Annotated in this window: 22 protein-coding genes; 6 read left to right on the top strand and 16 right to left on the bottom strand. The window is 56.8% G+C overall.

Annotated elements, in window-relative coordinates:
* Positions 1-426: 426 nt before the first annotated feature.
* Positions 427-894, top strand: coding sequence for an invasion associated locus B family protein (locus C7476_RS25765; protein WP_245426596.1), 468 nt, complete (start codon positions 427-429; stop codon positions 892-894).
* A gap of 80 nt (positions 895-974) precedes the next feature.
* Complete coding sequence (tldD, locus tag C7476_RS25760; protein ID WP_114432779.1) at positions 975-2387, top strand: metalloprotease TldD; 1413 nt, start codon at positions 975-977, stop codon at positions 2385-2387.
* 10 nt (positions 2388-2397) lie between these two features.
* On the opposite strand, the gene C7476_RS25755 is transcribed toward tldD, so the two are convergent.
* The 9 genes from C7476_RS25755 to aroC form a co-directional block, all read right to left on the bottom strand.
* Entirely contained in the window at positions 2398-3627 is a 1230-nt protein-coding gene (locus tag C7476_RS25755) for a class I SAM-dependent RNA methyltransferase (protein ID WP_114432778.1), read from the bottom strand.
* A gap of 6 nt (positions 3628-3633) precedes the next feature.
* Positions 3634-4377, bottom strand: coding sequence for a TlyA family RNA methyltransferase (locus C7476_RS25750; RefSeq protein WP_114432777.1), 744 nt, complete (start codon positions 4375-4377; stop codon positions 3634-3636).
* A gap of 9 nt (positions 4378-4386) precedes the next feature.
* The gene (dxs, locus tag C7476_RS25745; RefSeq protein WP_114432776.1) at positions 4387-6306 is read right to left on the bottom strand and encodes a 1-deoxy-D-xylulose-5-phosphate synthase; all 1920 of its coding nucleotides are present in this window, start codon (positions 6304-6306) and stop codon (positions 4387-4389) included.
* Between the two features lie 75 nt (positions 6307-6381).
* Positions 6382-7320 carry a pirin family protein gene (locus C7476_RS25740; RefSeq protein WP_114432775.1) on the bottom strand — a complete coding sequence of 313 codons (939 nt, stop codon included), beginning with the start codon at positions 7318-7320 and terminating at the stop codon, positions 6382-6384.
* Positions 7321-7392: 72 nt separating this feature from the next.
* Complete coding sequence (locus C7476_RS25735; protein WP_112527307.1) at positions 7393-7647, bottom strand: exodeoxyribonuclease VII small subunit; 255 nt, start codon at positions 7645-7647, stop codon at positions 7393-7395.
* A gap of 3 nt (positions 7648-7650) precedes the next feature.
* Positions 7651-8577 carry a histone deacetylase family protein gene (locus C7476_RS25730; protein ID WP_114432774.1) on the bottom strand — a complete coding sequence of 309 codons (927 nt, stop codon included), beginning with the start codon at positions 8575-8577 and terminating at the stop codon, positions 7651-7653.
* Between the two features lie 121 nt (positions 8578-8698).
* Complete coding sequence (locus C7476_RS25725) at positions 8699-9982, bottom strand: cystathionine gamma-synthase family protein (RefSeq protein ID WP_114432773.1); 1284 nt, start codon at positions 9980-9982, stop codon at positions 8699-8701.
* Between the two features lie 104 nt (positions 9983-10086).
* Complete coding sequence (gene ribB / locus C7476_RS25720) at positions 10087-11190, bottom strand: 3,4-dihydroxy-2-butanone-4-phosphate synthase (RefSeq protein ID WP_112527301.1); 1104 nt, start codon at positions 11188-11190, stop codon at positions 10087-10089.
* 16 nt (positions 11191-11206) lie between these two features.
* Complete coding sequence (aroC, locus tag C7476_RS25715) at positions 11207-12301, bottom strand: chorismate synthase (protein WP_114432772.1); 1095 nt, start codon at positions 12299-12301, stop codon at positions 11207-11209.
* 169 nt (positions 12302-12470) lie between these two features.
* Here aroC and C7476_RS25710 point away from each other — a divergent pair, with 169 nt between their 5' ends.
* Entirely contained in the window at positions 12471-12725 is a 255-nt protein-coding gene (locus C7476_RS25710) for a DUF1344 domain-containing protein (RefSeq protein WP_114432771.1), read from the top strand.
* On the opposite strand, the gene C7476_RS25705 is transcribed toward C7476_RS25710, so the two are convergent.
* From C7476_RS25705 to C7476_RS25690, 4 genes are all read right to left on the bottom strand, one after another.
* Entirely contained in the window at positions 12726-13316 is a 591-nt protein-coding gene (locus C7476_RS25705) for a histidine phosphatase family protein (RefSeq protein WP_114432792.1), read from the bottom strand.
* Positions 13317-13329: 13 nt separating this feature from the next.
* On the bottom strand, positions 13330-14148 hold the full coding sequence (gene fabI / locus C7476_RS25700) for an enoyl-ACP reductase FabI (RefSeq protein ID WP_114432770.1): 819 nt from the start codon (positions 14146-14148) through the stop codon (positions 13330-13332).
* A gap of 92 nt (positions 14149-14240) precedes the next feature.
* Positions 14241-15164 (bottom strand): DnaJ C-terminal domain-containing protein, encoded by a 924-nt coding sequence (locus C7476_RS25695; RefSeq protein WP_114432769.1) that lies wholly within the window; start codon positions 15162-15164, stop codon positions 14241-14243.
* 125 nt (positions 15165-15289) lie between these two features.
* Positions 15290-15640 (bottom strand): RT0821/Lpp0805 family surface protein, encoded by a 351-nt coding sequence (locus tag C7476_RS25690; RefSeq protein WP_114432791.1) that lies wholly within the window; start codon positions 15638-15640, stop codon positions 15290-15292.
* 170 nt (positions 15641-15810) lie between these two features.
* Between C7476_RS25690 and pdxH the strand changes: the two genes are divergently transcribed.
* A complete protein-coding gene (gene pdxH / locus C7476_RS25685) occupies positions 15811-16422 on the top strand; it encodes a pyridoxamine 5'-phosphate oxidase (protein ID WP_114432768.1) in 612 nt (203 codons plus the stop codon).
* 1 nt (position 16423) lies between these two features.
* Here the strand turns inward: pdxH and C7476_RS25680 are convergent, their stop codons facing one another.
* Together C7476_RS25680 and C7476_RS25675 are read right to left on the bottom strand one after the other, a co-directional pair.
* Entirely contained in the window at positions 16424-17176 is a 753-nt protein-coding gene (locus C7476_RS25680) for a crotonase/enoyl-CoA hydratase family protein (protein WP_114432767.1), read from the bottom strand.
* 8 nt (positions 17177-17184) lie between these two features.
* Positions 17185-18960 (bottom strand): acyl-CoA dehydrogenase family protein, encoded by a 1776-nt coding sequence (locus tag C7476_RS25675; RefSeq protein ID WP_114432766.1) that lies wholly within the window; start codon positions 18958-18960, stop codon positions 17185-17187.
* A gap of 245 nt (positions 18961-19205) precedes the next feature.
* Here C7476_RS25675 and C7476_RS25670 point away from each other — a divergent pair, with 245 nt between their 5' ends.
* Positions 19206-20375 (top strand): glycoside hydrolase family 25 protein, encoded by a 1170-nt coding sequence (locus tag C7476_RS25670; RefSeq protein WP_245426594.1) that lies wholly within the window; start codon positions 19206-19208, stop codon positions 20373-20375.
* Here the strand turns inward: C7476_RS25670 and purD are convergent.
* Positions 20370-21650 carry a phosphoribosylamine--glycine ligase gene (gene purD, locus C7476_RS25665; protein WP_114432765.1) on the bottom strand — a complete coding sequence of 427 codons (1281 nt, stop codon included), beginning with the start codon at positions 21648-21650 and terminating at the stop codon, positions 20370-20372. The two genes, C7476_RS25670 and purD, sit on opposite strands and share 6 nt — an antisense overlap.
* 136 nt (positions 21651-21786) lie before the next feature.
* On the opposite strand from purD, the gene ubiA reads away from it, so the two are divergent.
* Positions 21787-22782 (top strand): 4-hydroxybenzoate octaprenyltransferase, encoded by a 996-nt coding sequence (ubiA, locus tag C7476_RS25660; protein WP_114432764.1) that lies wholly within the window; start codon positions 21787-21789, stop codon positions 22780-22782.
* Positions 22783-22891 lie beyond the last annotated feature (109 nt).

The following is a 22891-nucleotide window of genomic DNA, read 5'->3' as shown; positions in this document are numbered from 1 at the left end:
GACAATATTCTTCTTCACCTAGAAATCTCCCGAATGAAGCATTGATTCCATAGTATAAGACTGGGCAGCGTGATGGCCCGATGTATGGCGCGTTCAAACCACACATTAGCTTACATCGCAAGGAAGGCGAACGTGATCTCATGCGGCATTTTTGCGCGCGGCTTTCCAGCCGCAAGCCCCCAGACCGCTCGAAGCAGCAGTTTTTTCATTCTTGCAGCTGTTTTGCGGCCCACAGGGCCATTGGGCTCACAATCCGGCCATTTTTCGGCTACACGACATCTTATAGGCCGCGCTATGCTGGGGAGCGTTTGAGCGGCATTCTTTTCATCCGGGGCGGAGCGGTTTAACGTCTGGATGATTCGTTTTGGAGCCTACATGTTCTCTTTCGCGCTACGTAGCATCGCTTCCGGTCTGCTTGCCCTGTCAATGACTGTCGTTGCGGGCACCGCAATGGCAGCGCAGCAGAGCGGCACCGTCAAGTCCACCCATGGCGCATGGTCGATCCTTTGCGATACACCAGCAGGTGCCAAATCGGAGCAATGCGCGCTGATCCAGAACGTCGTTGCGGCGGATCGCCCGGAAATGGGCCTCTCCGTTGTCGTTCTGAAAACTGCGGACAACAAAGCGAAGATCTTGCGCGTCCTGGCTCCTCTTGGTGTACTCCTGCCGAACGGCCTTGGCCTCAATGTGGATGGTAAAGATATCGGCCGGGCTTACTTCGTTCGTTGCTTCGAGGATGGTTGCTATGCCGAGGTCATTCTGGAAGATCAGCTTGTCCAGACGCTGAAGACCGGCAAGGCGGCGACATTCATCGTCTTCCAGACACCGGAAGAAGGTATCGGCATTCCGGTCGAACTTAATGGGTTTGGCGAGGGTTTTGACGCACTTCCATAAGTTTCGAGGGAGTTTGCGGTTGTCGAAAGGGCTGTGAAGGCCTACATCCCGTTCACACCATTTGAACCGGACCCATTCTCATGAAAAGTCTCATCGACAGTTTTGATGCGCCGCGCGACAAAATCCTTGAAACCGTAAAGCAGAGTCTCGACGGGGCGGATGACGGCGAACTCTTCATCGAATACAGAGAATCAGAGGGCCTCGCCTTTGACAATGGCCGGCTGAAAAACGGTTCGTTCAATCAGGATCAAGGTTTTGGCTTGCGCGCCGTCGCTGGTGATTCGGTTGGTTATGCGCATGCGGGCGAGTTGTCGCTAGGCGCATTGAAGCGTGCCTCGGATGCAGCTTCGGCGGTAAGGACTGGCTACGCCGGAACTTATACCGCTGCGCCGCCCGGAACAAACCGGAGTCTCTACAGCGACGAAAATCCGCTTGGCTCTCCCAGTTTCGAGGCGAAAGTGAAACTGCTCCAGGAGATTGATGCCTATCTCCGGGCGAAGGACCCGAAGGTGCGGCAGGTTTCCGTCTCGCTCGCGGCGTCATGGCAGCAGGTCGAAATTCTGCGTGCCGATGGACATTTTGTGCGCGATGTTCGCCCCATGGTTCGACTTAACGTGTCCGTCGTTGTCGGCGATGGCGATCGGCAGGAAAGCGGCACATATGGTGCAGGCGGCCGCAAGGGCTTTGGCGAATTCATCGTCGCGGATAAATGGCAATATGCTGCCGATGAAGCACTCCGCCAGGCTCTGGTAAATCTGGAGGCCATCCCTGCGCCCGCTGGTACATTCGACATCGTCCTTTCCAGCGGCTGGCCCGGCGTAATGCTTCACGAAGCTGTCGGCCACGGCCTTGAAGGCGATTTCAACCGGAAGAAAACATCTGCATTTGCCGGTTTACTCGGCCAGAAAGTAGCATCGAAGGGCGTAACCGTCGTTGATGACGGCACCATCTCCGAACGGCGTGGCTCACTGACTGTCGACGACGAGGGCATGCCAACCAACAAGACCGTGTTGATCGATGACGGCATTCTTGTCGGCTACATGCAGGATCGGCAAAACGCACGCCTGATGGGAATGGAGCCCACCGGCAACGGACGGCGCGAATCCTATGCGCATGCGCCGATGCCGCGCATGACGAACACCTATATGCTCGGCGGCGACAAGACGCCGGAAGAAATCATCGCCTCGGTAAAGAACGGAATCTATGCCGTTTCCTTCGGTGGTGGCCAAGTGGACATCACCTCCGGCAAATTCGTGTTCGGTTGTACCGAAGCCTACATGATCGAGAACGGCAAGATCGGCGCGCCCGTCAAGGGCGCCATGTTGATCGGCAATGGACCCGACGCGATGCAACGCATTTCAATGATCGGCAATGACCTGCAGCTTGATACGGGTATCGGCAATTGTGGTAAGGGCGGTCAATGGGTGCCAGTGGGCGTCGGCCAACCACATCTGCGTATGGATCAGATGACGGTAGGCGGGACGGCGGTCTAACTATAGGTCCCTATTTCTTGCTGAGCAAAGCCACCACCTCGACGTGCGACGACCAGAGAAACTGATCGATTGGCACCACGCGGTCGATTTTATAGCCACCCTTGACGAGGATGCTCAGGTCGCGGCCGAGGGTGATGGGATTGCACGAGATCGCCGCAACTTTCGACACGGTGGATTTCGCGATCTCGATTGCCTGTGCTTCCGCGCCCGCACGCGGCGGGTCAAAGACAAGTCCAGCATATGGCTTCAGTTCCCGCGCCAGAAAGGGTCGCCGGAACAAATCACGGCGCTCCACCGTGACCGGCTTGAGACCCTGAACATGCCTGATGCTGCGATCCATCGCATCAACGGCAGACTGCTCGCCTTCGACAGCGTGGACTGCTGATTTCTCTGCCATCCTGAATGTGAATGTGCCAGAACCGCTAAAGAGGTCGATTGTCTTCTTTGTCTTTGCCAGATGACCCGTCAACAATGCAGACATTGCTACCTCGGCTTCCAGGGTCGCCTGGAGAAACCCGCCGGCGGGCAGAAATACTGGAACTTTGCCAAAAAGGACAATAGGCTTTCGTGGCTCGACGATGATTTCGCCTTCAAAGCTCAGTCGGGCAAAATCCTTTTTGATAACCAGCGCTGTCAGCGCCTGACGTTTTGCCGCGTCGGGTGCGCCACATCCTGACGCCATGATATCCAGGCCCGAAGCCGTCGCCGTGACTGTCAGTTTGAAGGGTTTCATACCGCCACCAAGAACAGCAACCAGTTCACGCAGGTCGTCAAGACGCGAAACGATTTCCGGCACTGTTACCGGACATTCCACGATATCTACTAGTTCGTGACTGAGATGCTTGTTGAAACCGAGTACGGCGCCCCGCTCACTCGTGCGGACGGCAAAGACCGCACGGCGCCGGGTCTGCGGCGCGCACGGAACAAGCGGGTCGAGCGTGAACACGAATCCCCGGCCTGCAAGCGTATCGTAGACGAGCGATCTTTTCCAATCGCGATAAGCGCTGTCCTGCCAATGCTGCAAGGTGCAGCCTCCGCACTCCTCAAAGTGGCGACATGCGGGCGCAATGCGCTCGGGCGATGGTTCCAGCAGCGCCACAAGCGTGGCACGGCCATTTTCCAGCGCCACATTGGCAACCTCGCCGGGCAACGAAAACGGCACATAGGCGCTTCCCGCCGAAGTGGCGGCAATGCCGTCACCGCCGGCGCCCATCCGTTCGATCATTACGCGCGTACTCATAAGATTTTACTTCTCAATCGTGGCTTTCAGGCCGGTCAGCAGAAACTCGCGATTGCCATCGCCGCCCTCTATGGGCGAAGGGCAGTACCCAAGGGCTTTCCAGCCTGGCAATCCATCCAACCAGTTCCTTAGATCATTTGCGACGCGTTCACCATCCTTCGGCTCGCGCAAAATGCCGCCTTTCCCGATGGCATCGCGCCCGGCCTCGAATTGCGGCTTGATTAGAAGAACGCAGTGGCTGCCAGGCTCTGCCAGATCCAAGGCCGGTGGTAGCGCGAGTTTCAGCGATATAAAACTGACGTCAGAAACGACGAGATTGATCCTGTGACCACCCAGATGCTCGCGGACCAATTCCCGGGCATTGAGCATTTCAAGATTTATGACACGTGCATCGGCCCTGAGACTCTCATGCAACTGGCCATGGCCAACATCGACAGCGATCACGGTATCTGCACCGCGCTTGAGCAGAACCTGCGTGAAACCACCGGTGGACGCACCGATGTCGAGAGCAGTGCAATCTTTCACATCGATGGCAAAATGATCAAGACCGGCAATAAGTTTTAGAGCAGCGCGCGACACATAGGGGCTTGCCGGGTCATCAACGCTGATCAAGGCTGTTTCGCCAATAATTGCACCGGGTTTGGTGACGAGAGCCCCATCCACCCGCACGGTTCTGCGTAAAATGGCATCACGTGCTCGCGAGCGGCTGGCAAACAGCCCGTTTGCCACAAGAAGCTTATCTAGACGCATCAGCCCGTCTTACGCACGGACGGGTGCAACCATGTGGTCACGCCCCAGCGCAGCAAACACTGTTCGCACGATGCCCGCACTGTCGAGACCTGAACGGGCATACATTGCTTCCGGTTTTGCGTGGTCGAGATAGAGGTCAGGCAATGTCAACGTGCGGACACGAAGGCCGTTATCCAGCAACCCGTCGCGGCTCAAAAAATGCAGAACGTGTGAGGCAAAGCCTCCGATGGCCCCCTCCTCTACCGTAACGAACACTTCGTGCTCTCGCGCCAGACGACGAATCAAATCCTCGTCCAACGGCTTGGCAAACCGTGCGTCGGCAACGGTTGTAGAAAGTCCCGCCGCGTCCAACTCATCTGCGGCAGCCAAACATTCTTGCAGGCGGGTGCCAAATGAGAGCAATGCGATCTTTGACCCCTCACGGACAGCCCGGCCTTTGCCGATCTGTAGAGCCTGTCCCCGCTCGGGCAAATCGATACCGACACCGTCACCGCGTGGATAGCGAAACGAGATCGGCCCCTCATCATACTCGGCTGCCGTGCGCACCATATGCCGCAACTCGGCCTCATCAGATGCGGCCATGACAACGAAGCCCGGCAACGCAGCCAGGAAACCCGTATCGAATGAGCCGGCATGGGTCGCGCCGTCAGCACCGACCAGCCCCGCCCGATCTATAGGAAAACGCACCGGCAAGTTCTGCAGCGACACATCATGCACCACCTGGTCGTAACCACGCTGCAGAAACGTCGAATAGATCGCGGCAAACGGCTTCAAGCCTTCGCTTGCCAGGCCAGCTGCGAAAGTCACGGCATGCTGTTCCGCGATGCCAACATCGAAGGTACGCTCGGGAAAAACCTCTCCAAAAAGGTCGAGACCGGTTCCACCCGGCATCGCTGCGGTTATGGCAACGATCCTGTCGTCGTGACGCGCTTCCTCGATCAGACTCGTGGCAAAGACCTTCGTATAACTTGGCGCGTTGGCGGGCGGCTTCGCCTGGGCTCCGGTGATGACGTCGAATTTGTTAACACCGTGGTATTTGTCCGCAGCTGCCTCGGCCGGAGCGTAGCCCTTGCCCTTTTGGGTGATCACATGGATCAGAACCGGGCCGTCCATCGTATCGCGGACGTTCTTCAATACGGGCAACAAATGGTCGAGATTGTGCCCGTCGATCGGTCCGACATAGTAGAAGCCGAGCTCTTCGAACATAGTTCCGCCAGTCCAGAAGCCACGAGCATACTCTTCCGAAAGACGCGCCTTTTCCTGCAGGAATTTCGGCAGTTTCTTGGCAAGCTGCTTGGCGGTTTCGCGAAATGAACGGTAAGCGCGCCCCGAGACGAGACGGGCAAGATAGGCGCTCATCGCCCCGGTGGGCGGGGCAATGGACATGTCATTGTCGTTGAGAATGACAATGAGGCGGGCGTCGAGGGCTCCGGCATTGTTCATCGCCTCATAGGCCATGCCTGCCGACATCGCTCCATCGCCTATCACCGAGATCACGTTGCGCTTCGTGCCGGAAAGATCGCTGGCAACCGCCATTCCGAGACCCGCGGAAATGGACGTGGACGAATGGGCAGCGCCGAAGGGGTCGTACTCGCTTTCGCCGCGCTTGGTAAAACCGGAAAGCCCGCCTTCCTGCCGCAGGGTCCGGATACGGTCGCGCCGGCCGGTTAGTATCTTGTGCGGATAGGCTTGATGGCCGACGTCCCAAATGATCCGGTCATGCGGCGTATCGAAAACATGATGGAGTGCGACGGTTAGTTCAACGACTCCAAGCCCGGCGCCGAGATGCCCACCCGTGGTCGAAACCGCATCAATCAGTTCGGTGCGCAGTTCCTGCGTCAGTTGAGGCAGATCGGATTCCGGCAGTTGGCGCAAATCCAAAGGAACTTTAACGCGATCAAGCAGTGGTGTTTCAAAATTCTTGGCCAAAGCGCAGGTTCCAATTCCAAGCTCAATTCTTGCCGTTCCCTAAAGGAAAACCAGCCGACCAGCAAGAAGCTGAGTTTACCGCTCCATGGGTCGGTTTTCGGGCAGCGGTATGAATTCTTCCTCGTCGCCAGGAACGATATCGAAACGGCCCGTGCGCCATTCTTCTTTTGCCTGCTCGATCCGCTCTTGGGATGAAGACACGAAATTCCACCAGATATAGCGCTTGGACGGCAGAGCAGCACCTCCAAACAGCATGAAGTGCGCGCCTTGCGGTGCACGGACGATGATCTCGTCACCGGCGCGGAACACCAATAGACGGTCCGCCGGAAAGGTCTCTCCAGCAACTTCTACCGAGCCGTCCAGCGTATAGATGGCCCGCTCTTCGGCAATGTTAGCTGGCAACTGAATATGGCTTCCGGGATCAAGCCGAATGTCCACGTAAAGCGTTTCCGCATGCTGTTTGACGGGAGAACCAGCCCCATGGAACTTGCCCATGACAATACGCGCCTCCATGCCTGCTTCACGCAGGACCGGCAGTTCACCTACGCCTGTATTGGCAAAGGCTGGATTGATTTCCTCCAGATGATCTGGCAGCGCGAGCCAGGTCTGCAGCCCCGAAATCGGCAACGGCTCGGTCCGCAACTCCTCCGGTGAACGTTCTGAATGAACTATTCCGCGGCCCGCCGTCATGAGATTGACGTCGCCAGGTTTGATGACCATCTCCGTGCCGAGGCTGTCGCGGTGGCGTATATTCCCGTCGAAAAGATAGGTTACGGTCGAAAGGCCGATATGCGGATGCGGCCGCACATCAAGCGCGTCCGTCGGGCGGAGGATCGCCGGACCCATCCGGTCGAAGAAAATGAAGGGACCGACAAGTCGGCGCTTGGCGCTCGGCAGGGCACGGCGAACTTCGAGACCGCCAATATCGCTGGTGCGCGGGATAATTAACGTCTCGATTGCATCGATTGCCGCCAAGTCACCTATCTTGGGATCTGGGCAGGGGGAAAAACTCATGCGCACTACTCCGAAAGGGGCGGGAACCGTAGCATAACCATTCATCGCGGTGCTGAATAGCGTTGCTGTGATTCACTCCGGATCGAGCGGCTCTGTGCCGACGGGTTCACCGTTGCGGCCAAGACGGATTTTCTGCACCTTGTCTTCAGCAGCGCTCAAGAGAGTATCGCAATGCTTCTTGAGGGCTTCGCCCCGCTCATAGATCCGGATCGACTGTTCAAGTGGCACATCACCACGTTCCAGATCATCGACTATTTTTTCCAGCTGATCGAGCGCCTGCTCGAAGCTCATGGCAGCGATATCGGAATTGTTCTCTACATCGGCCATGCTTCATCCTCCCATCAAGCGTCTTATATGCGCGCCCGCCGAGAGCGACATACCCTTGAGGTCGTAGCCGCCTTCCAGAAGGCTGACAAGGCGGTTTGACGCATAGCTCCCAGCTCTTTCCATCAGGGCACCGGTCGCCCAGTCAAAATCGTCCTCGTTCAGATTTATTTCAGCCAACGGGTCGCGGTGATGGGCATCAAAGCCGGCAGAAACAATAATCAGCTCCGGCCGAAACGCATCGATAGCGGGGAGAATACGCGTGTTGAATGCTTCTCTGAAATGGTCGCTGCCAGTCTGCGGGCTGAGAGGCGCATTGATGATATTGCCAGCACCCGTCTCGTCCTTGGCTCCGGTGCCGGGATAGAGCGGCATCTGATGCGTCGAACAATAAAGCACCGATGGATCATCCCAGAAAATGTCCTGCGTACCATTGCCGTGATGCACGTCCCAATCGACGATCGCAACGCGTTCGACGCCATGGGCTTTTTGGGCGTGCCTGGCGGCGATCGCGGCGCTGTTGAACAGACAAAAACCCATGGCTTTGTCCCGTTCTGCGTGGTGGCCAGGGGGACGCGAAGCCACGAAGACATTGTCCGCGACGCCGGTAAATACGTCATCCACGGCGGCGTTCGCTGCGCCGATTGCGGTCAACACCGCTTCCCAGCTTTTAGGGCTCACAGTCGTATCCGAATCGACTCGGGTCAGCCCTTCTTCAGGGATGGTATCGCGGACACGTTCAATAAACGTTTGGGGATGCGCATAAAGGATCGTTGTTTCGTCACCCATTGGTGCCTGGACACGATCCAGTGCATCGAAGGTGCTATCCTCCAGCACCTTATTGAGCGCGCGCAATCGATCCGGCCGTTCAGGATGCCCCGGAGGTGTCAAATGTTCCAGATAAATCGGGTGCGAATAAAGACGGGTTACCATGAAAGCTTTCTGCAAAAGCAAAAGGGCATGAGCATGACCAGGCGGTCACGCTCAAATTGCACCAGCTACTCGCCGTTGTACAAGAGACAAGTGAGCGAATTCTACCGCACGCGCCGATTGGTCAAGCTATGCTCAATGCCTGCGTCAGATCGGCAATCAAGTCATCCGGATGTTCGATGCCGATCGACAACCTGATTGTTGAATCCAGCACGCCAATGCGCTGACGCACGTCGATGGGGACGCCCGAATGAGTCATCGTTGCCGGATGGCTGGCGAGCGATTCCGTACCTCCAAGGCTGACCGCCAGTTTCAATATCTGCAATGCGTTGAGGAACTTGAAGGCCGCCGGCTGTCCACCCACGATGTCAAATGAGAAAGTCGAGCCAGCTCCGGTGCACTGAGCGGCAAAGGTTTTGCCAAGGGGTGAGGACGCGTCGTGATATGGCAGATAGTGTATTTTCTCTACCTTCGGATGATCGCGGAGGAAATTGGCAATGGCCAAGGCGTTGTTGTCGGCCTTTTCCATGCGAATACTGAGAGTTTCGAGTGATCGGCCGAGCATCCAGCAGGAATGCGGATCGAGTTGAGTACCGATCGCGCCACGCAGCGCTTTGACCTGTTTCATCACGGCTTTTGATCCGAGCGCTGCTCCGGCAATCAAATCGGAGTGGCCACCGACATATTTGGTCAGCGAATACAGGGAAATATCCGCGCCATGTTCGATAGGCCGTTGGAATACCGGTCCAAGCAACGTGTTGTCGCAGGCGATTATCGGGCGGTGGCCCTGCTTTTCCCCAATGGCCTCGGCGATCCGGCGGATCATTGCCACATCAACCAGGCTGTTGGTTGGATTGGCGGGCGTTTCGATCAGGATCACGGAGACACGGCCCTTCTGCATCGCCTGGTCAGCAGCAGCTTGTACCGAAGCTTCGTTCACGCCATCAGCGAAGCCGACCGCAGCGACACCCATGTTGAGGAACGTCTTGGCGAGCAGCGTTTCGGTGCCGCCATAGAGCGGTTGCGAGTGCAGGATCGAGTCGCCCGGACGGACGAAGGCAAACAGAGTCGTGGCAATCGCTGACATTCCCGAGGAAAAAACTGCACAGCTTTCCGTGCGCTCATAGACGGCCAGCCGGTCCTCAACGATTTCGCTATTGGGATGATTAAAACGCGAGTAAACCAGACCAGCCGCCGTACCGGCCGGCGGCTCTTTGCGACCGGAGACAAAATCGAAGAAATCCCGGCCCTCTTCCGCGGACTTGAATACGAAGGTCGAGGTCAAGAATACAGGTGGTTTGACAGCCCCCTCGGACAGTTCCGGGTCGTAGCCGTAGTTCAACATCAGCGTCTCAGGATGCAGTTCGTGATTGCCGATATGTGTTTTGGACGGATGGGGAGCGGTCATGGCAGTCTCCTCGCTGAATGAGCCTATCCAGCGAGATTATAGCAAATCCAACGACCATTCCTTGCTATTTTGAAGCGGCCTTCGCAAGAAGCGAGAGCCGGTTTTCAAATAATATCGGTCTTGGTGATCTGGATACCAAAGCCTTCGAGCCCGACATAGTGCCGTTCGCGCGAAGACAGTAGACGGATCGATGTGATGCCGAGATCCTTCAATATCTGGGCACCAAGCCCGATCTGGCGCCATTCCTCTTCGCGCACGCGCGCTTCCGCATGGACTTCGCGCTCCTGCAATGCTGCACGATTGCGGTCATCATCCCGGCCAACACCGACCGATCCTTCGCGCAGATAGACGATAACTCCGCGCTTTTCCTCGGCGATGCGCTTCATGATACTGTCAAGCGTGTTGCGGGCGCCGAATACATCGCTCAGCACATCCTCACGCTGCAGGCGAACAGGAACATCCTCACCATCGCGAATATCGCCATAAACGATGGCGGCATGGTGCATCGGCTCCCAAGGCAGTGCGTATGTTATTGCCTTGGCACGTCCGGCGCAGGTATCGATCTCGTACTCCCCAATTCGCTCGATCAGCGTTTCCTTGCGCTGACGGTAAGCGATGAGATCGGCGACAGTTACCTGGTGCAGCTTATGAGTTTCGGCAAAGCTTGCAACCTGGGGGCCGCGCATGACCGAACCGTCGTCGTTCACCAACTCGCAAATGACCCCGACTGGCGGGAGTCCTGCCAGCTTGCAAAGATCGACGGCGGCTTCCGTATGGCCGGAACGCATCAGTACGCCGCCTTCGCGGGCCACCAGCGGAAAAATATGACCGGGACGCACGAAATCGATGGCACCGGCATTTGGATTGGCAAGGTTTCTGGCTGTTAACGTGCGATCTTCAGCCGAGATACCGGTCGTCGTGCCATGTTTGTAGTCGACAGTGACAGTAAACGCCGTCGAATGGGGAGCATCATTGTCGGCCACCATTGGCGCGAGATTCAAACGTTTGGCGTGCTCGCGGGTCATCGGCGTGCAGACAATGCCTGACGTGTGGCGAACGATGAAGGCCATCTTCTCTGGCGTACAGTGAACTGCGGCGACGATCAGATCGCCTTCGTTCTCGCGGCCGTCATCGTCCATGACAACTACGATTTCACCGCGTTCGAAAGCGCGTAGGGCATCGACGACCCGTTTTTGATTGTAGGCCATATGAGCATCCCTTTGCTTAGATACGGCCGGTCTGGCCGCGATGTCTGAGATAATGATCTGCGATGGCGCACGCCACCATTGCTTCACCGATCGGCACGGCACGGATACCGACACATGGGTCATGTCTGCCCTTGGTCATGATATCGACTTGATTGCCATCTGCATCAATGCTCCGGCGCGGCGTCAAAATCGATGATGTCGGCTTGACGGCAAAGCGCGCGACGACCGGTGCGCCGCTGGAAATACCGCCCAGAATGCCACCGGCATGGTTGGACAGGAAAATTGGCTTGCCGTCGTTACCCATGCGCATTTCGTCAGCGTTTTCTTCACCGGTAAGTCGCGCAGTGTCGAAACCATCGCCAATCTCTACGCCTTTCACGGCATTGATCGACATCAGGTAGCTGGCGATATCCTGATCAAGCTTACCGTAGACCGGAGCGCCGAGACCTGCCGGGACGTTCTCCGCCACCACTTCAACAATAGCACCAATGGAAGACCCTGCCTTGCGAATGCCGTCCAGATAGTCCGCGAATATGCCGACCGCTCCCGCATCAGGTGTGAAGAATGGATTGTTGCTCACCTCATCCCAATCCCAGCGGCCGCGGTCGATGGTATGTATTCCCATCCCAACGAGTGCGCCACGCACAATGAGACCAGGCACGACCTTTCTTGCTATGGCGCCAGCGGCAACGCGCGCAGCGGTTTCACGCGCCGAAGACCGCCCACCGCCCCGATAGTCGCGGATCCCATATTTGACATCATAGGTGTAGTCGGCGTGACCCGGACGATACTGGCGAGCAATATCACCATAATCCTTCGAGCGCTGATCGGTGTTCTCGATCATCATCGAGATCGGCGTCCCCGTCGAAATCATGGTAACGCCGTCATCTTGCAGCATCACGCCGGAAAGCACGCGCACCTGATCGGGCTCACGACGTTGCGTCGTGTATTTGGACTGCCCGGGCCTGCGCTTGTCGAGGTATGACTGGATCTCCGCCTCTGTGAAGGAAATGCCGGGTGGGCAGCCATCGACCACGCATCCAAGCGCAATTCCATGGCTTTCACCCCATGTGGTGACGCGAAAAAGATGACCGAAAGTATTGTGCGACATAAGCGTACCCGACGTTTTGTCAGGGGGTTTTATGAGCGTTTACTCCTGTGGTCAAACCCGCCGTTGAAATTCCTTTATCCCACACGAAAAAAGCAATTGTTTTGCCACAAATGGAAGCTCTAACTTGCGTCATTGACCGGCATACAGATTTGATAATAGGGGAATTCAAATGCGCTTCATCGTAGCAACGTTCATGTTCATCGCCTCTCTGCTTCCGGTCGGCGCTCTTGCGGACGATGCGCAAGGTATAATCACCAAGATCGATGAAGACAATTCGACCATTACCCTCGACGATGGCAAGGTCTATAAATTGCCCGGCGAATTTGACCTGAGCGTTATCGAGCAGGGTATGAAGGTTACGTTGATGTTCGACGTGGTCAACAAGGAACGCTTCATCACCGACATCGAAGAGACCACCGAGTAGCTACAGCCAGGTAAGGTGACCATCCTCCAGACGCAGAAGTTGATCCTGTGTGATAAGAAGATTGGCGGCATCGTGGCCGTCCAGTTTCTCGACCATGCGGAATATCGTTCTCAGGCAACCGCCATGGGTTACGCAGACCGTGGGTCCCTTTACCTCGGCTAACCAACTAGCAACACGAACACTCAATGTCGCATAGCTCTCGGCGGTGTCCCCCGGTGGGACGAAATTCCACTTATCCCGCCCGCGTGCTTCTACAAGCTCCGGTGTCTTGGCCGCAATGTCTTCAATCATGAAGCCTTGCCAATCTCCGAAACTCACTTCCATCAGGCGTGGATCGGTATGGTACTTCTTGGGATCGAGACCCATGCGGGTACGGATTCGCTCCATCGTATCGCGCGTGCGCCGCAAAGGGCTGGCAACGAATTCGAAGCCGGCCCCGTCGCCGATCAATGATTTCAGAAGATCACCATTGCGATCGGCCTGGGCACGGCCACGCGCATTCATATCGACATCTGCTTGGCCTTGAATGCGCTCCGCGACGTTCCAATCTGTCTCGCCATGACGCGAAAAGTAGATCACCGAGCCAGGCAGAATCACTTGAACTTCAATCCTTGACGACAGAAATATCCGGTGCGTCGACTGCTTTCATTCCTACGACATGATAACCGCTATCGGCGTGATGGATCTCGCCTGTGACGGAGCGCGACAAGTCAGAAAGGAAATAGAGACCCGCGTCGCCGACTTCCTCGATCGTCACAGTACGCCGCAGTGGCGCGTTGTACTCGTTCCACTTCAGTATGTAGCGGAAATCACCGATGCCGGAAGCGGCAAGCGTTTTGATCGGGCCTGCGGAAATCGCGTTGACGCGAATGTTGTCCGGGCCGAGATCGACAGCCAGATACTTGACGCTCGCCTCAAGTGCTGCCTTGGCAACGCCCATGACATTATAATTCGGCATGACCTTTTCTGCACCGTAATAGGTCAGCGTCAAGATGGAGCCGCCATCTGTCATCAGCTTTTCCGCCCGCTTGGCAACCGCCGTTAGCGAAAAGACGGAAATCAGCATCGTCTTTGTGAAGTTGGCTTCCGACGTGTCGACGTAGCGACCGGTGAGTTCATCCTTGTCGGAGAAGCCGATTGCGTGCACCAGGAAATCGATCTTGCCCCAGTGCTGCTCGAGCGCAGCAAAGCAGGCGTCGATGGTCGACGCATCGGAAACATCGCAATGCCCGCACAAAAAAGCGCCGAGCTCCTGTGCGAGCGGCTCGACGCGCTTTTTCAAAGCATCGCCCTGATAGGTAAATGCAAGTTCGGCACCCGCGTCGTGCGCTGCCTTGGCAATGCCCCAGGCAATCGACCGATTGTTGGCGACACCCATTATAAGGCCGCGTTTACCCTGCATCAAACCAGTTTTGGCGGTCATATACCAACCCTTCATGAGACTTATGATTGATGTGGGGTATCGCACAGCCCGCGCCGGGCTTCAAGCGCGGTGTCCAATCTGGTTTTGGATTTTCACTGACTGGAATCGCGCAAAAAGGCTTCCAAAGCTGGATCCCCGTGTTCCGGCAACATGATGCGGACGTGAGCGAACAGATCGCCATGGCCATCCGGCTTCTTTGGCAAACCCTTGCCTTTCAGCCGTAAAACCCTATCGGAACTGGTCCACGGCGCGACTTTGACCGCTACACGGCCATTGAGAGTTTCGACTTCCTGCCGCGAACCGAGGGCAGCGTCGCTCAACGAAACCGGAAGTTCGACATGCAAATCCCTTCCCTCGACCCGAAATTTCGGATGCGGTTTGAACCGCACTGTGACTAAAGCATCACCAGCGGTGCCACCAGGAACAGCTTCTCCCTGTCCTTTCAAGCGAATCGTTTGACCGTTTTCCACCTGTGCGGGCAGTTTGATCGCCAGCCTTTTGCCGTTGGGAAATATTGCTTCAACCTTTTCGGCGCCCGCTGCCTGCTCAAGGCTGATATCTATAGTTGCCTGTAGGTCGGCACCTTTGCGTGGTCCGGCGCGACGCGTGGCCCCGCCAAAGCCGCCCATGCCGCCGGTCTCGCCAAACAGGCTGCTCAATATGTCTTCGGCACCAAGGCCAGATGTACCGCCGCTACGGAACTCGAAACCGCCCGGACGGCGCCCGCCGCTAAAACCGGCAAACGGGTCGCCGCCGGCGCTTGAGTAACCTTCAAACCCTTGTGGTGCACGCTGCTTGCCTTCGGCATCGATCTCCCCCCGGTCAAACTGGCCGCGACGTTCCTTGTCACCAACGATTTCGTATGCCTGATTGATTTCGGAGAAATTTGCCTGCGCCTTCGGGTCATCCTGATTCTGGTCGGGATGATATTTCTTGGCGAGTTTGCGAAACGCCGATTTAATTTCCTCGGGCTTCGCCGTCTTGGCGACGCCCAACACGCTATAGGGATCGCGCATGTGTCTGCCTTTCTTCGCAACGGAGCGAGATGTCTTGGGATTCCGCTGCTATATGCTCACGAATAGGAAGAAATTCCAGAGATTTGAGACGAAAAAAGTGAAAACTGGCCCAGATTCTTCATCTGCTACATAGGCGCGAAAGATTTCAACGTCCACTGCCCGCCATTTTGCATGCAGGTCTCGCCCCTGTAAATCATGACCCCGTCAAATGACTCGCGCGAAGTCTGGAACTCGCGGCAAAGACCGGCGTCGTCTTTCTTTTCAGCAATGGTCGTTATTGTACCTTGGCTGCCCGTCTCGGGATTCGACCAAGGAACCGGCTTGTTGCCCCATTGGGTGAAATTCAGCGCCGAGACGATGTTGCGCACTGTCAATTGATCCGACGAGCCCTTGGCGTCGACAGGTTGTGCAGGAGCGACTGACCCTGTTACTGTTGCCTGGTCTGGAGCCGCTTTCTCGATGCTGAAATCCTTCATGGCGCAGCCCGACAACAAGCATAGGGCAACACCAACGGCAAAGGCCGGATAAGGCCCGCGCCAATGCTGTTTTTTTGCACCAAATTTCTTGCTATCAGATCGTAGAAACGCCAAACACATATCTCTCTTTAACAAGGTCAATCCGAAATGACTATGGGACTATGGATTAAATGAAGTTAACAACAGATGACTTCACGGAGAAATCCGAGCCGTTCGCGCTTTTCGATGAATGGCTGGCGGAGGCAGGCAAGACCGAGCCCAATGACCCCAATGCTGTAGCGCTGGCAACAGTGGACAACGAAGGATTGCCAGACGTTCGCATGGTACTCCTCAAGGGATTCGATAGCCAAGGCTTTGTTTTCTATACAAATTTCGAGAGCGAAAAGGGCCAGGAAATTCTGGGATCCATGAAAGCGGCGATGTGCTTTCACTGGAAATCGCTCCGTCGTCAAGTCCGCATCCGCGGTCCGGTCGAGATCGTCAGCAGAGAAGACGCCGACGCCTACTATGCAACGCGCCCTCGCGGAAGCCGCATTGGCGCCTGGGCATCAAAACAATCTCGTCCCCTTGAAAGCCGGTTTGCGCTCGAAAAGGCCGTAGCCGAATACACTGCGCGTTATGCCATCGGTGAAATTCCGCGCCCCGACTATTGGTCGGGATTTCGTATTCGTCCAACGTCGATCGAATTCTGGCACGACCGGCCGTTCCGCTTGCATGACCGGGTGGTCTTCAGCCGTCTTACGCCGGAAGGCGACTGGGGCAAGACGAGGCTCTATCCTTAGCTCAGCTCTTCTTACGCGTGAGAAAGGCCATCAAAGCGCCGCGGGCCTCCTCCGACTGGAGGCGCTCGGCAAAATGCTTTGCCTCCAGTTTGATACGCTCCACGACGTCTTCCCGCGGCATCCGCAGAAGATCGCGTGAAATCTGCATGGCTTCCGGCGGCTTGGCGGCAATCTCGGCCGCCACATTCAAGACAGTGCTTTCCAGTTCCTCCGTGTCGACAAGCTTGTAGACCAGCCCCGCCTCTTTGGCTTCAACCGCGTGCAATCCTTCGCCCATGGCCAGGAAAGCAAAAGCCCTTTGGTGGCCCATCAATACAGGACCCAGCAAACTGGACCCCGCTTCCAGTACCAGTCCGAGATCGACAAACGGCGTCTTGAAATAGGATTGCGGTGTAGCGAACGTCAGATCGCAGTGGAAATGAATCGTGGTGCCGACCCCAATAGCAAGGCCGTCCACGCCTGCCAGAAGCGGCTTCTTCGCGTTGACCAGCGTAATAAGAAAATCAATGACTTCGCTGCCCATATTGCCAGTGGTGGCGAAGGCCATGAAGTCCTGCAGGTCGTTGCCGGAAGAAAAGGCTCCTGTCACGCCAAAGAACACGTGTGCGCCAATCGAGGCGTCGGCATCGCCCTCGACGATCGCCTTGGTCATCGTCGTATACATTGCTCGGGTAAGAGCGTTCTTCTTGTCCGGCCGGTTCATGCGGATAATCTGGACAGCGCCATGGCGCTCGATTTGAATATGGTCTGACATGGATTTCCTTATGAAGCGAGGGCAGAACGCCCGTCGAGTAGACTGGCCGCACCATGAATGACGCGGTCTTTTAGGGTGCTGGTTTCAAATAGTAGGTTTTCAGCAAAGAATCGCGCCAACGCCGTCCGTCCAGCATGCTCACCGGCCAGTGCACCCTTTGCCAGGTAAGTCGCTCCGGCGGCTAGACCGAAAAGCCGTAGATAGGGTGTGGCTCCAGCAAAAGCCGTGCTGATCTCGCCCTCGGCCAACGCCTGCTGCAGCCAAAGGCTCGTCGCCTCCAGATCTTCCAAGCCCGCCAGCAGACGTCGCCCGGTCTCTCCGAAATCTAGACTGTTCGATGCGGCCACGGCCTCTGCTACGGCGCGGAGTTCAGCGATATAGGTTTTGATGTGCTCACCCCCGCCCAACTGCAATTTGCGCTGGACGAGATCAATTGCCTGGATGCCGTTGGTACCTTCATAAATGGGTGCAATACGAGCGTCGCGCAGAAATTGCGCAGCACCAGTCTCTTCAATATAACCCATCCCGCCATGGACCTGGATGCCGATCGACGCCACGTCGACGCCGATATCGGTCGAAAATGCCTTGGCAACCGGAGTCAGCAGATTGGCACGATCTGCCCAGTGCCGGGCATCGTCTTCCGACGCTGTTTTTGCCATGTCGAGCGCGTGCGCGCACGCATAGGCAATCGAGCGAGCAGCCCCGGTCAAGCCCTTCATTGTCAACAAATTACGCTGCACATCCGGATGTTCGATGATCGGGCTCATACCCTCGCCCGTCCAGCCCGGCGCGCGCATCTGACGGCGCTCCTGCGCATAGCCCAATGCCTTCTGGTAGGCAGCCTCCGCCACGGCGACACCCTGAATGCCGACTGCGAGGCGCGCATTGTTCATCATGGTAAACATGCAGGCAAGCCCCCGATTTTCCTCGCCGATGAGCCAGCCAATGGCGCCCGGCTCCTGATCCTTGGCGAAACCATCCCCGTAGATCATCGTGCAGGTGGGCGAGCCGCGAATGCCCATCTTGTGCTCGACGCCACCACAAAAGACGTCGTTGCGAGGGCCAAGCGACCCGTCCTCGTTGACCAGAAACTTTGGCACGAGGAACAATGAAATACCTTTGGTGCCCACCGGTGCATCGGGCAGGCGAGCCAGAACCATATGAATGATATTCTCGGTGAGGTCGTGTTCGCCGTAAGTGATGAAAATCTTCGTGCCGAAAATGCGATAGGTACCATCATCGACGCGTTCGGCTCTGGTGCGCAGGGCGCCAACGTCTGAACCAGCCTGCGGCTCGGTGAGGTTCATCGTTCCCATCCACTCGCCGGATATGAGCTTTGGCAGAAAAGTGTGCTTCAACTCGTCGGTAGCATGCGCTTCCAGCGCTTCGATGGCGCCGAGTGTCAATGTCGGTCCAATGCCGAAGGCCATCGAGCCGGAGTTCCACATTTCGAACGTCGCAATCGCCAGCATCATCGGCAAGCCCTGCCCGCCGAACTCGTGCGAACCGGTCAAGGCATTCCAGCCGCTAGCAGTCCACTCCCCATAGACGTCTTTCCAGCCCGGCGGCATGGTAACCTCTGCATCCTTGAGCGGAGTACCATGCTTGTCACCAACCTCAAGCAGCGGTGCCACACGGATGGATGCGAATTTTCCCGCTTCTTCAAGAATGGCGTCTACCAGGTCATCCGACAAATCAACGAAACGTCCTTGCGCGATGACTTCGTCGAGTCCGGCGATTGTCTTCAGAGTATGGGCGATTTCATCGACGGGCGCGCGGTACATCGATCATGTCTCCTCATCAGGTGATACTCGTTGCGGACCGCACATTGCAACTTCGCGCGGGCTCGAGGCAAGCTTATTTTGACGTAAACGTAAGATATTGCGATAGTGGTCTGAAAATCCCGTTCCAGATAGCCATTCAGTGCGCAATTAACGGTGGCTAACTGTTTATTAACCGCGATGCGGCGACCATCATTCGGTACTATCAGATTTAGAGACTTGTTCGCGAGGTGCGAGGGACCACCCATTTGACGATCCGCGTACGTGCTTTTGCCATGTTCGTTGCCGCCCTCATGTCTGGCGGCCCGGTCCATGCGGAGTCGGAGTTCCGCTCGCCGTGGGCAAACAAGGAACGCGCGATCATACTCGACGGGTACGAACACAACTCCTTCAACCTTATGGAAATCGCCAAGGACCCGCGCGTTGCCGCCTTCATCCACAAAGGCTCCGATGGCATGCCGGCCAACTACCATTGCAACCGTATCGTCGATGCGATGCAACAGGAATTGTGCAAACGCATATGGCGCAATTATTCTGTCTCGCGCGAGTTATACCAAACGCGCCGCCAGCTCGCCAAAGCACTCGGGCTCAAATGGGGAGCCTATCATCTCGGCCGTCCCGGCAATCCTATCGAGCAGGCCAATCATTTCATCGATTACACCGATCCGGCTGACGACGAGTTGATGGCCATCGATATCGAGGACAACGACCCTGACAAGTTCATGTCATTGCAGGATGCGCAGATTTTCGCCGAACATATCAAGTTTCGCACCGGACGTTATCCGGTTCTGTACACGAACGGCATAACCGCGCGATATATCGCTGATCATCGGCTCGAGTTGCCCATCCTGTCGCGTTTGCCGCTTTGGTACGCGCGTTACCAATCGGACATCGCTCCGCATTTTCCCAAGGGCAACTGGCAGGATTATGTGCTTTGGCAGTTCACTTCGCAGAACAATTGCAGCGAGCGGCGCTGCCCCTATCGCCCGCCCGGAACCAGCCGGGACATCGACGTCAACATCGCCGATATGACGGTGACCGAGCTGAAAAGGACGTGGCCCTTCGGTGGTCTGGTCGACGCTATCCCGCCGGACAATCTGCCAACGCCCCGCGACAAGCCACCATATCAACAACCCGTACTGGTCGCTTCTACCGAACCTTTGCTCCCTCCGGTCAAGCCGGCTGTGGACAGCACAATAACGGCTTCGGTGCTGGAGCAGCCTACGGGCCAACTAAGGGCCAGGACCCTCACTATAGACGCGCTGTCTCTCGCCCTCAGCCAATCGGTCTCACGTCAGCTCGATCACTTCTATGAGACCCTGCCCTTCGGAATCACGACCGCATGTTTGAAGAAAACCAACATGGCAGCGGATGCGCCCGATCGCATCCGTTACCCCGCCTTGACGCCTTTCCTATAGCGCCTTTTCACGTTCGATGGCGCGCCAGCCAATATCATGGCGGTAAAAACCCTCCGGCCAATCGATCTTCGCAATCGCGGCATAAGCTGCCTTCTGCGCATCCTGAACCGTCTTGCCGCTTGCCGTGATGTTTAGAACCCGGCCGCCGTTGGCGATCAGTTCACCATTCCTGTCCTTAGTTCCCGCGTGAAAAATCTCGACGTTTTCATCGTCGCCAGCGGCCGCAACACCTCGGATCACGCTGCCTTTTTCCGGTGCCGCCGGGTAACCTTTGGCGGCCATGACGACCGTGAGCGCCGGATCGTCATTCCAGCGAACGGACATCTGATCGAGTACCCCGTCAGCTGCAGCCTTCAGCAGCAGCAACAGATCATCCTTCAGACGCAACATCAGCACCTGTGTCTCGGGATCGCCGAACCGCGTGTTGTATTCAATCAGTTTCGGTCCATTTCTGGTGATCATCAGGCCAGCAAACAATACACCGCTAAAGGGTGCGCCGATTTCGGTCATGCCGCGCATCGTCGGTTCGATCAGATCACGCATGGTGAGGTCGATGATCGCCTGTGTCATCACCGGCGCTGGCGAATAGGCCCCCATGCCGCCAGTGTTAGCGCCGGTATCGCCATCGCCAACACGCTTGTGATCCTGGGCGGTGCCGAAGGGAAGCGCTGTCTTGCCATCGCACAGGCAAAAGAAACTGGCCTCTTCGCCCTCAAGATATTCTTCCACGACGACTTCGGCACCAGCTCCGCCAAATGCTCCATCGAAGCAGGCGTCCACAGCATCGAGCGCTTCCTGTAGTTCAAAGGCGACGACGACGCCCTTGCCTGCCGCGAGCCCGTCGGCCTTGACCACGATCGGCACGCCTTCCTGCCGGATATAGGCCCTGGCCGCTTCAGCCTGAGTGAAACGCTGATACTTGCCGGTCGGAATATCGAACTGGGCACAAAGGTCCTTGGTAAAGCCTTTCGAACCTTCGAGACGTGCGGCAGCCTTTGAAGGACCGAATACCGTAATCCCGGCGGCGCGCAGATCGTCGGTGATGCCGGCGACCAAGGGGGCTTCCGGGCCGACAACAACGAAGTCAATCGACTTTTGCTGGCAGAAGGCAATGATCGCGTCGTGATCTGCGGGATCGAGTGCAACGCATTCCGCAACGCTTGCAATGCCTGGATTGCCGGGCGCGCAATAGAGCGTCGTCAACACCGGCGAGGCGGCGATCTTCCAGGCCAAGGCGTGTTCGCGGCCACCCGAACCTATCAGCAAGACGTTCATCGAATTTGAGCTCCGCTTTGAAAACTGTCGTCTCGGTATGGTGTGATGCTCTCAGGGTCAAGCGCGCACCACGGATTTGCCCTGAAAAACTGCCTAAACCGCTTGACTGTATTGCCCAGCGCTGCAAGGTCAAAGCATGACTTCAGAAAAAGACATCATCCAGTCTACGCAGGCCCGCGGCAGGGTTTTCGATGCACCGTCAGGTCATTGGGTCTATCGGACATTGCCTAACTGGCTCTGGCCCTATGCGCAGCTGGCACGCTGGGACCGGCCAATCGGTTGGTGGCTCCTGCTATGGCCGTGCTGGTGGGCAACGGCCCTCGCGGCAGCTGCCGGTGCAAAGGTCGGCGCTCCGCTTTGGTCGGTGCTGCCTTCACCCTATCACCTGGTGCTCTTTCTGATTGGCGCTATCGCCATGCGGGGTGCGGGCTGCACCTACAATGACCTCGCCGACGAAGATATCGATAACAAGGTTGCACGAACGCGTTCGCGGCCGCTTCCGTCGGGTCAGGTGACCCGCAAACAGGCCAAGGTTTTTCTCGTTCTTCAGGCGCTCGTGGGGTTGGCAGTCGTGGTGCAGTTCAACCTGTTCACGATATTCCTTGCCATCGGATCATTGCTTATCGTTGCGATCTATCCTTTCATGAAACGAATCACCAACTGGCCGCAACTCGTTCTGGGACTTGCCTTTTCCTGGGGTGCACTTGTGGGATGGTCCGCCCACTTCGGTTCGCTCGACTGGCCAGCGGTCCTGCTTTATGCGGGATCGATCCTGTGGGTCATCGGCTATGACACGATCTACGCCCACCAGGACAAGGAAGATGACGCGCTGGTTGGCGTGCATTCAACCGCCCGGCTGTTCGGCAGCCGCACGCGAGAAGCGCTGGTCGTGCTTTATGGCGGCGCATTGGCCCTCTTTCTTGGAGCCTTTGCCGTGGCGGAGGTTCCGATGCCCGCAGTTGCCGGACTGCTGGCTGCGGGCGCGCATATGTATCGCCAGATCATGACACTCGACATCGATAATCCGAACGAATGCCTCAGGCTGTTCAAGTCGAATACCGTGGTTGGCTGGTTGATCTTTCTCGGCCTCGTGTTCGGTGGGTTGTGGACGGTGGTCAAGCCGCTGTTCTGAGCTTCATCATGATTTCAAAGAACCGGGTGTGCTTTCCCCTTGCCACGCCCTCATCTTGAGTCTGGCCATTGATATGGTTGGGAAGACGGGCGGTCGTCGAAGCGCGTCT

It is taken from the genome of Phyllobacterium bourgognense (genome assembly GCF_003337575.1).
Lineage (GTDB): Bacteria > Pseudomonadota > Alphaproteobacteria > Rhizobiales > Rhizobiaceae > Phyllobacterium > Phyllobacterium bourgognense.
Note: the sequence above shows the minus strand (reverse complement) of the source record. Positions and strands in the feature narration are given on the sequence as shown.

Coding starts and splice junctions, on each gene's coding strand:
- ribB (WP_112527301.1), bottom strand. CDS start 11,190: ATGGCCTACAATCAAAAACGGGTCGTCGATGCCCTACGCGCTTTCGAA.
- C7476_RS25675 (WP_114432766.1), bottom strand. CDS start 18,960: ATGTACCGCGCGCCCGTCGATGAAATCGCCCATACTCTGAAGACAATC.
- C7476_RS25730 (WP_114432774.1), bottom strand. CDS start 8,577: ATGGTAACCCGTCTTTATTCGCACCCGATTTATCTGGAACATTTGACA.
- C7476_RS25750 (WP_114432777.1), bottom strand. CDS start 4,377: ATGCGTCTAGATAAGCTTCTTGTGGCAAACGGGCTGTTTGCCAGCCGC.
- C7476_RS25710 (WP_114432771.1), top strand. CDS start 12,471: ATGCGCTTCATCGTAGCAACGTTCATGTTCATCGCCTCTCTGCTTCCG.
- tldD (WP_114432779.1), top strand. CDS start 975: ATGAAAAGTCTCATCGACAGTTTTGATGCGCCGCGCGACAAAATCCTT.
- C7476_RS25725 (WP_114432773.1), bottom strand. CDS start 9,982: ATGACCGCTCCCCATCCGTCCAAAACACATATCGGCAATCACGAACTG.
- C7476_RS25735 (WP_112527307.1), bottom strand. CDS start 7,647: ATGGCCGATGTAGAGAACAATTCCGATATCGCTGCCATGAGCTTCGAG.
- C7476_RS25765 (WP_245426596.1), top strand. CDS start 427: ATGACTGTCGTTGCGGGCACCGCAATGGCAGCGCAGCAGAGCGGCACC.
- C7476_RS25680 (WP_114432767.1), bottom strand. CDS start 17,176: ATGTCAGACCATATTCAAATCGAGCGCCATGGCGCTGTCCAGATTATC.
- aroC (WP_114432772.1), bottom strand. CDS start 12,301: ATGTCGCACAATACTTTCGGTCATCTTTTTCGCGTCACCACATGGGGT.
- C7476_RS25755 (WP_114432778.1), bottom strand. CDS start 3,627: ATGAGTACGCGCGTAATGATCGAACGGATGGGCGCCGGCGGTGACGGC.
- C7476_RS25695 (WP_114432769.1), bottom strand. CDS start 15,164: ATGCGCGATCCCTATAGCGTGTTGGGCGTCGCCAAGACGGCGAAGCCC.
- C7476_RS25690 (WP_114432791.1), bottom strand. CDS start 15,640: ATGAAGGATTTCAGCATCGAGAAAGCGGCTCCAGACCAGGCAACAGTA.
- C7476_RS25740 (WP_114432775.1), bottom strand. CDS start 7,320: ATGAGTTTTTCCCCCTGCCCAGATCCCAAGATAGGTGACTTGGCGGCA.
- fabI (WP_114432770.1), bottom strand. CDS start 14,148: ATGACCGCCAAAACTGGTTTGATGCAGGGTAAACGCGGCCTTATAATG.
- pdxH (WP_114432768.1), top strand. CDS start 15,811: ATGAAGTTAACAACAGATGACTTCACGGAGAAATCCGAGCCGTTCGCG.
- ubiA (WP_114432764.1), top strand. CDS start 21,787: ATGACTTCAGAAAAAGACATCATCCAGTCTACGCAGGCCCGCGGCAGG.
- purD (WP_114432765.1), bottom strand. CDS start 21,650: ATGAACGTCTTGCTGATAGGTTCGGGTGGCCGCGAACACGCCTTGGCC.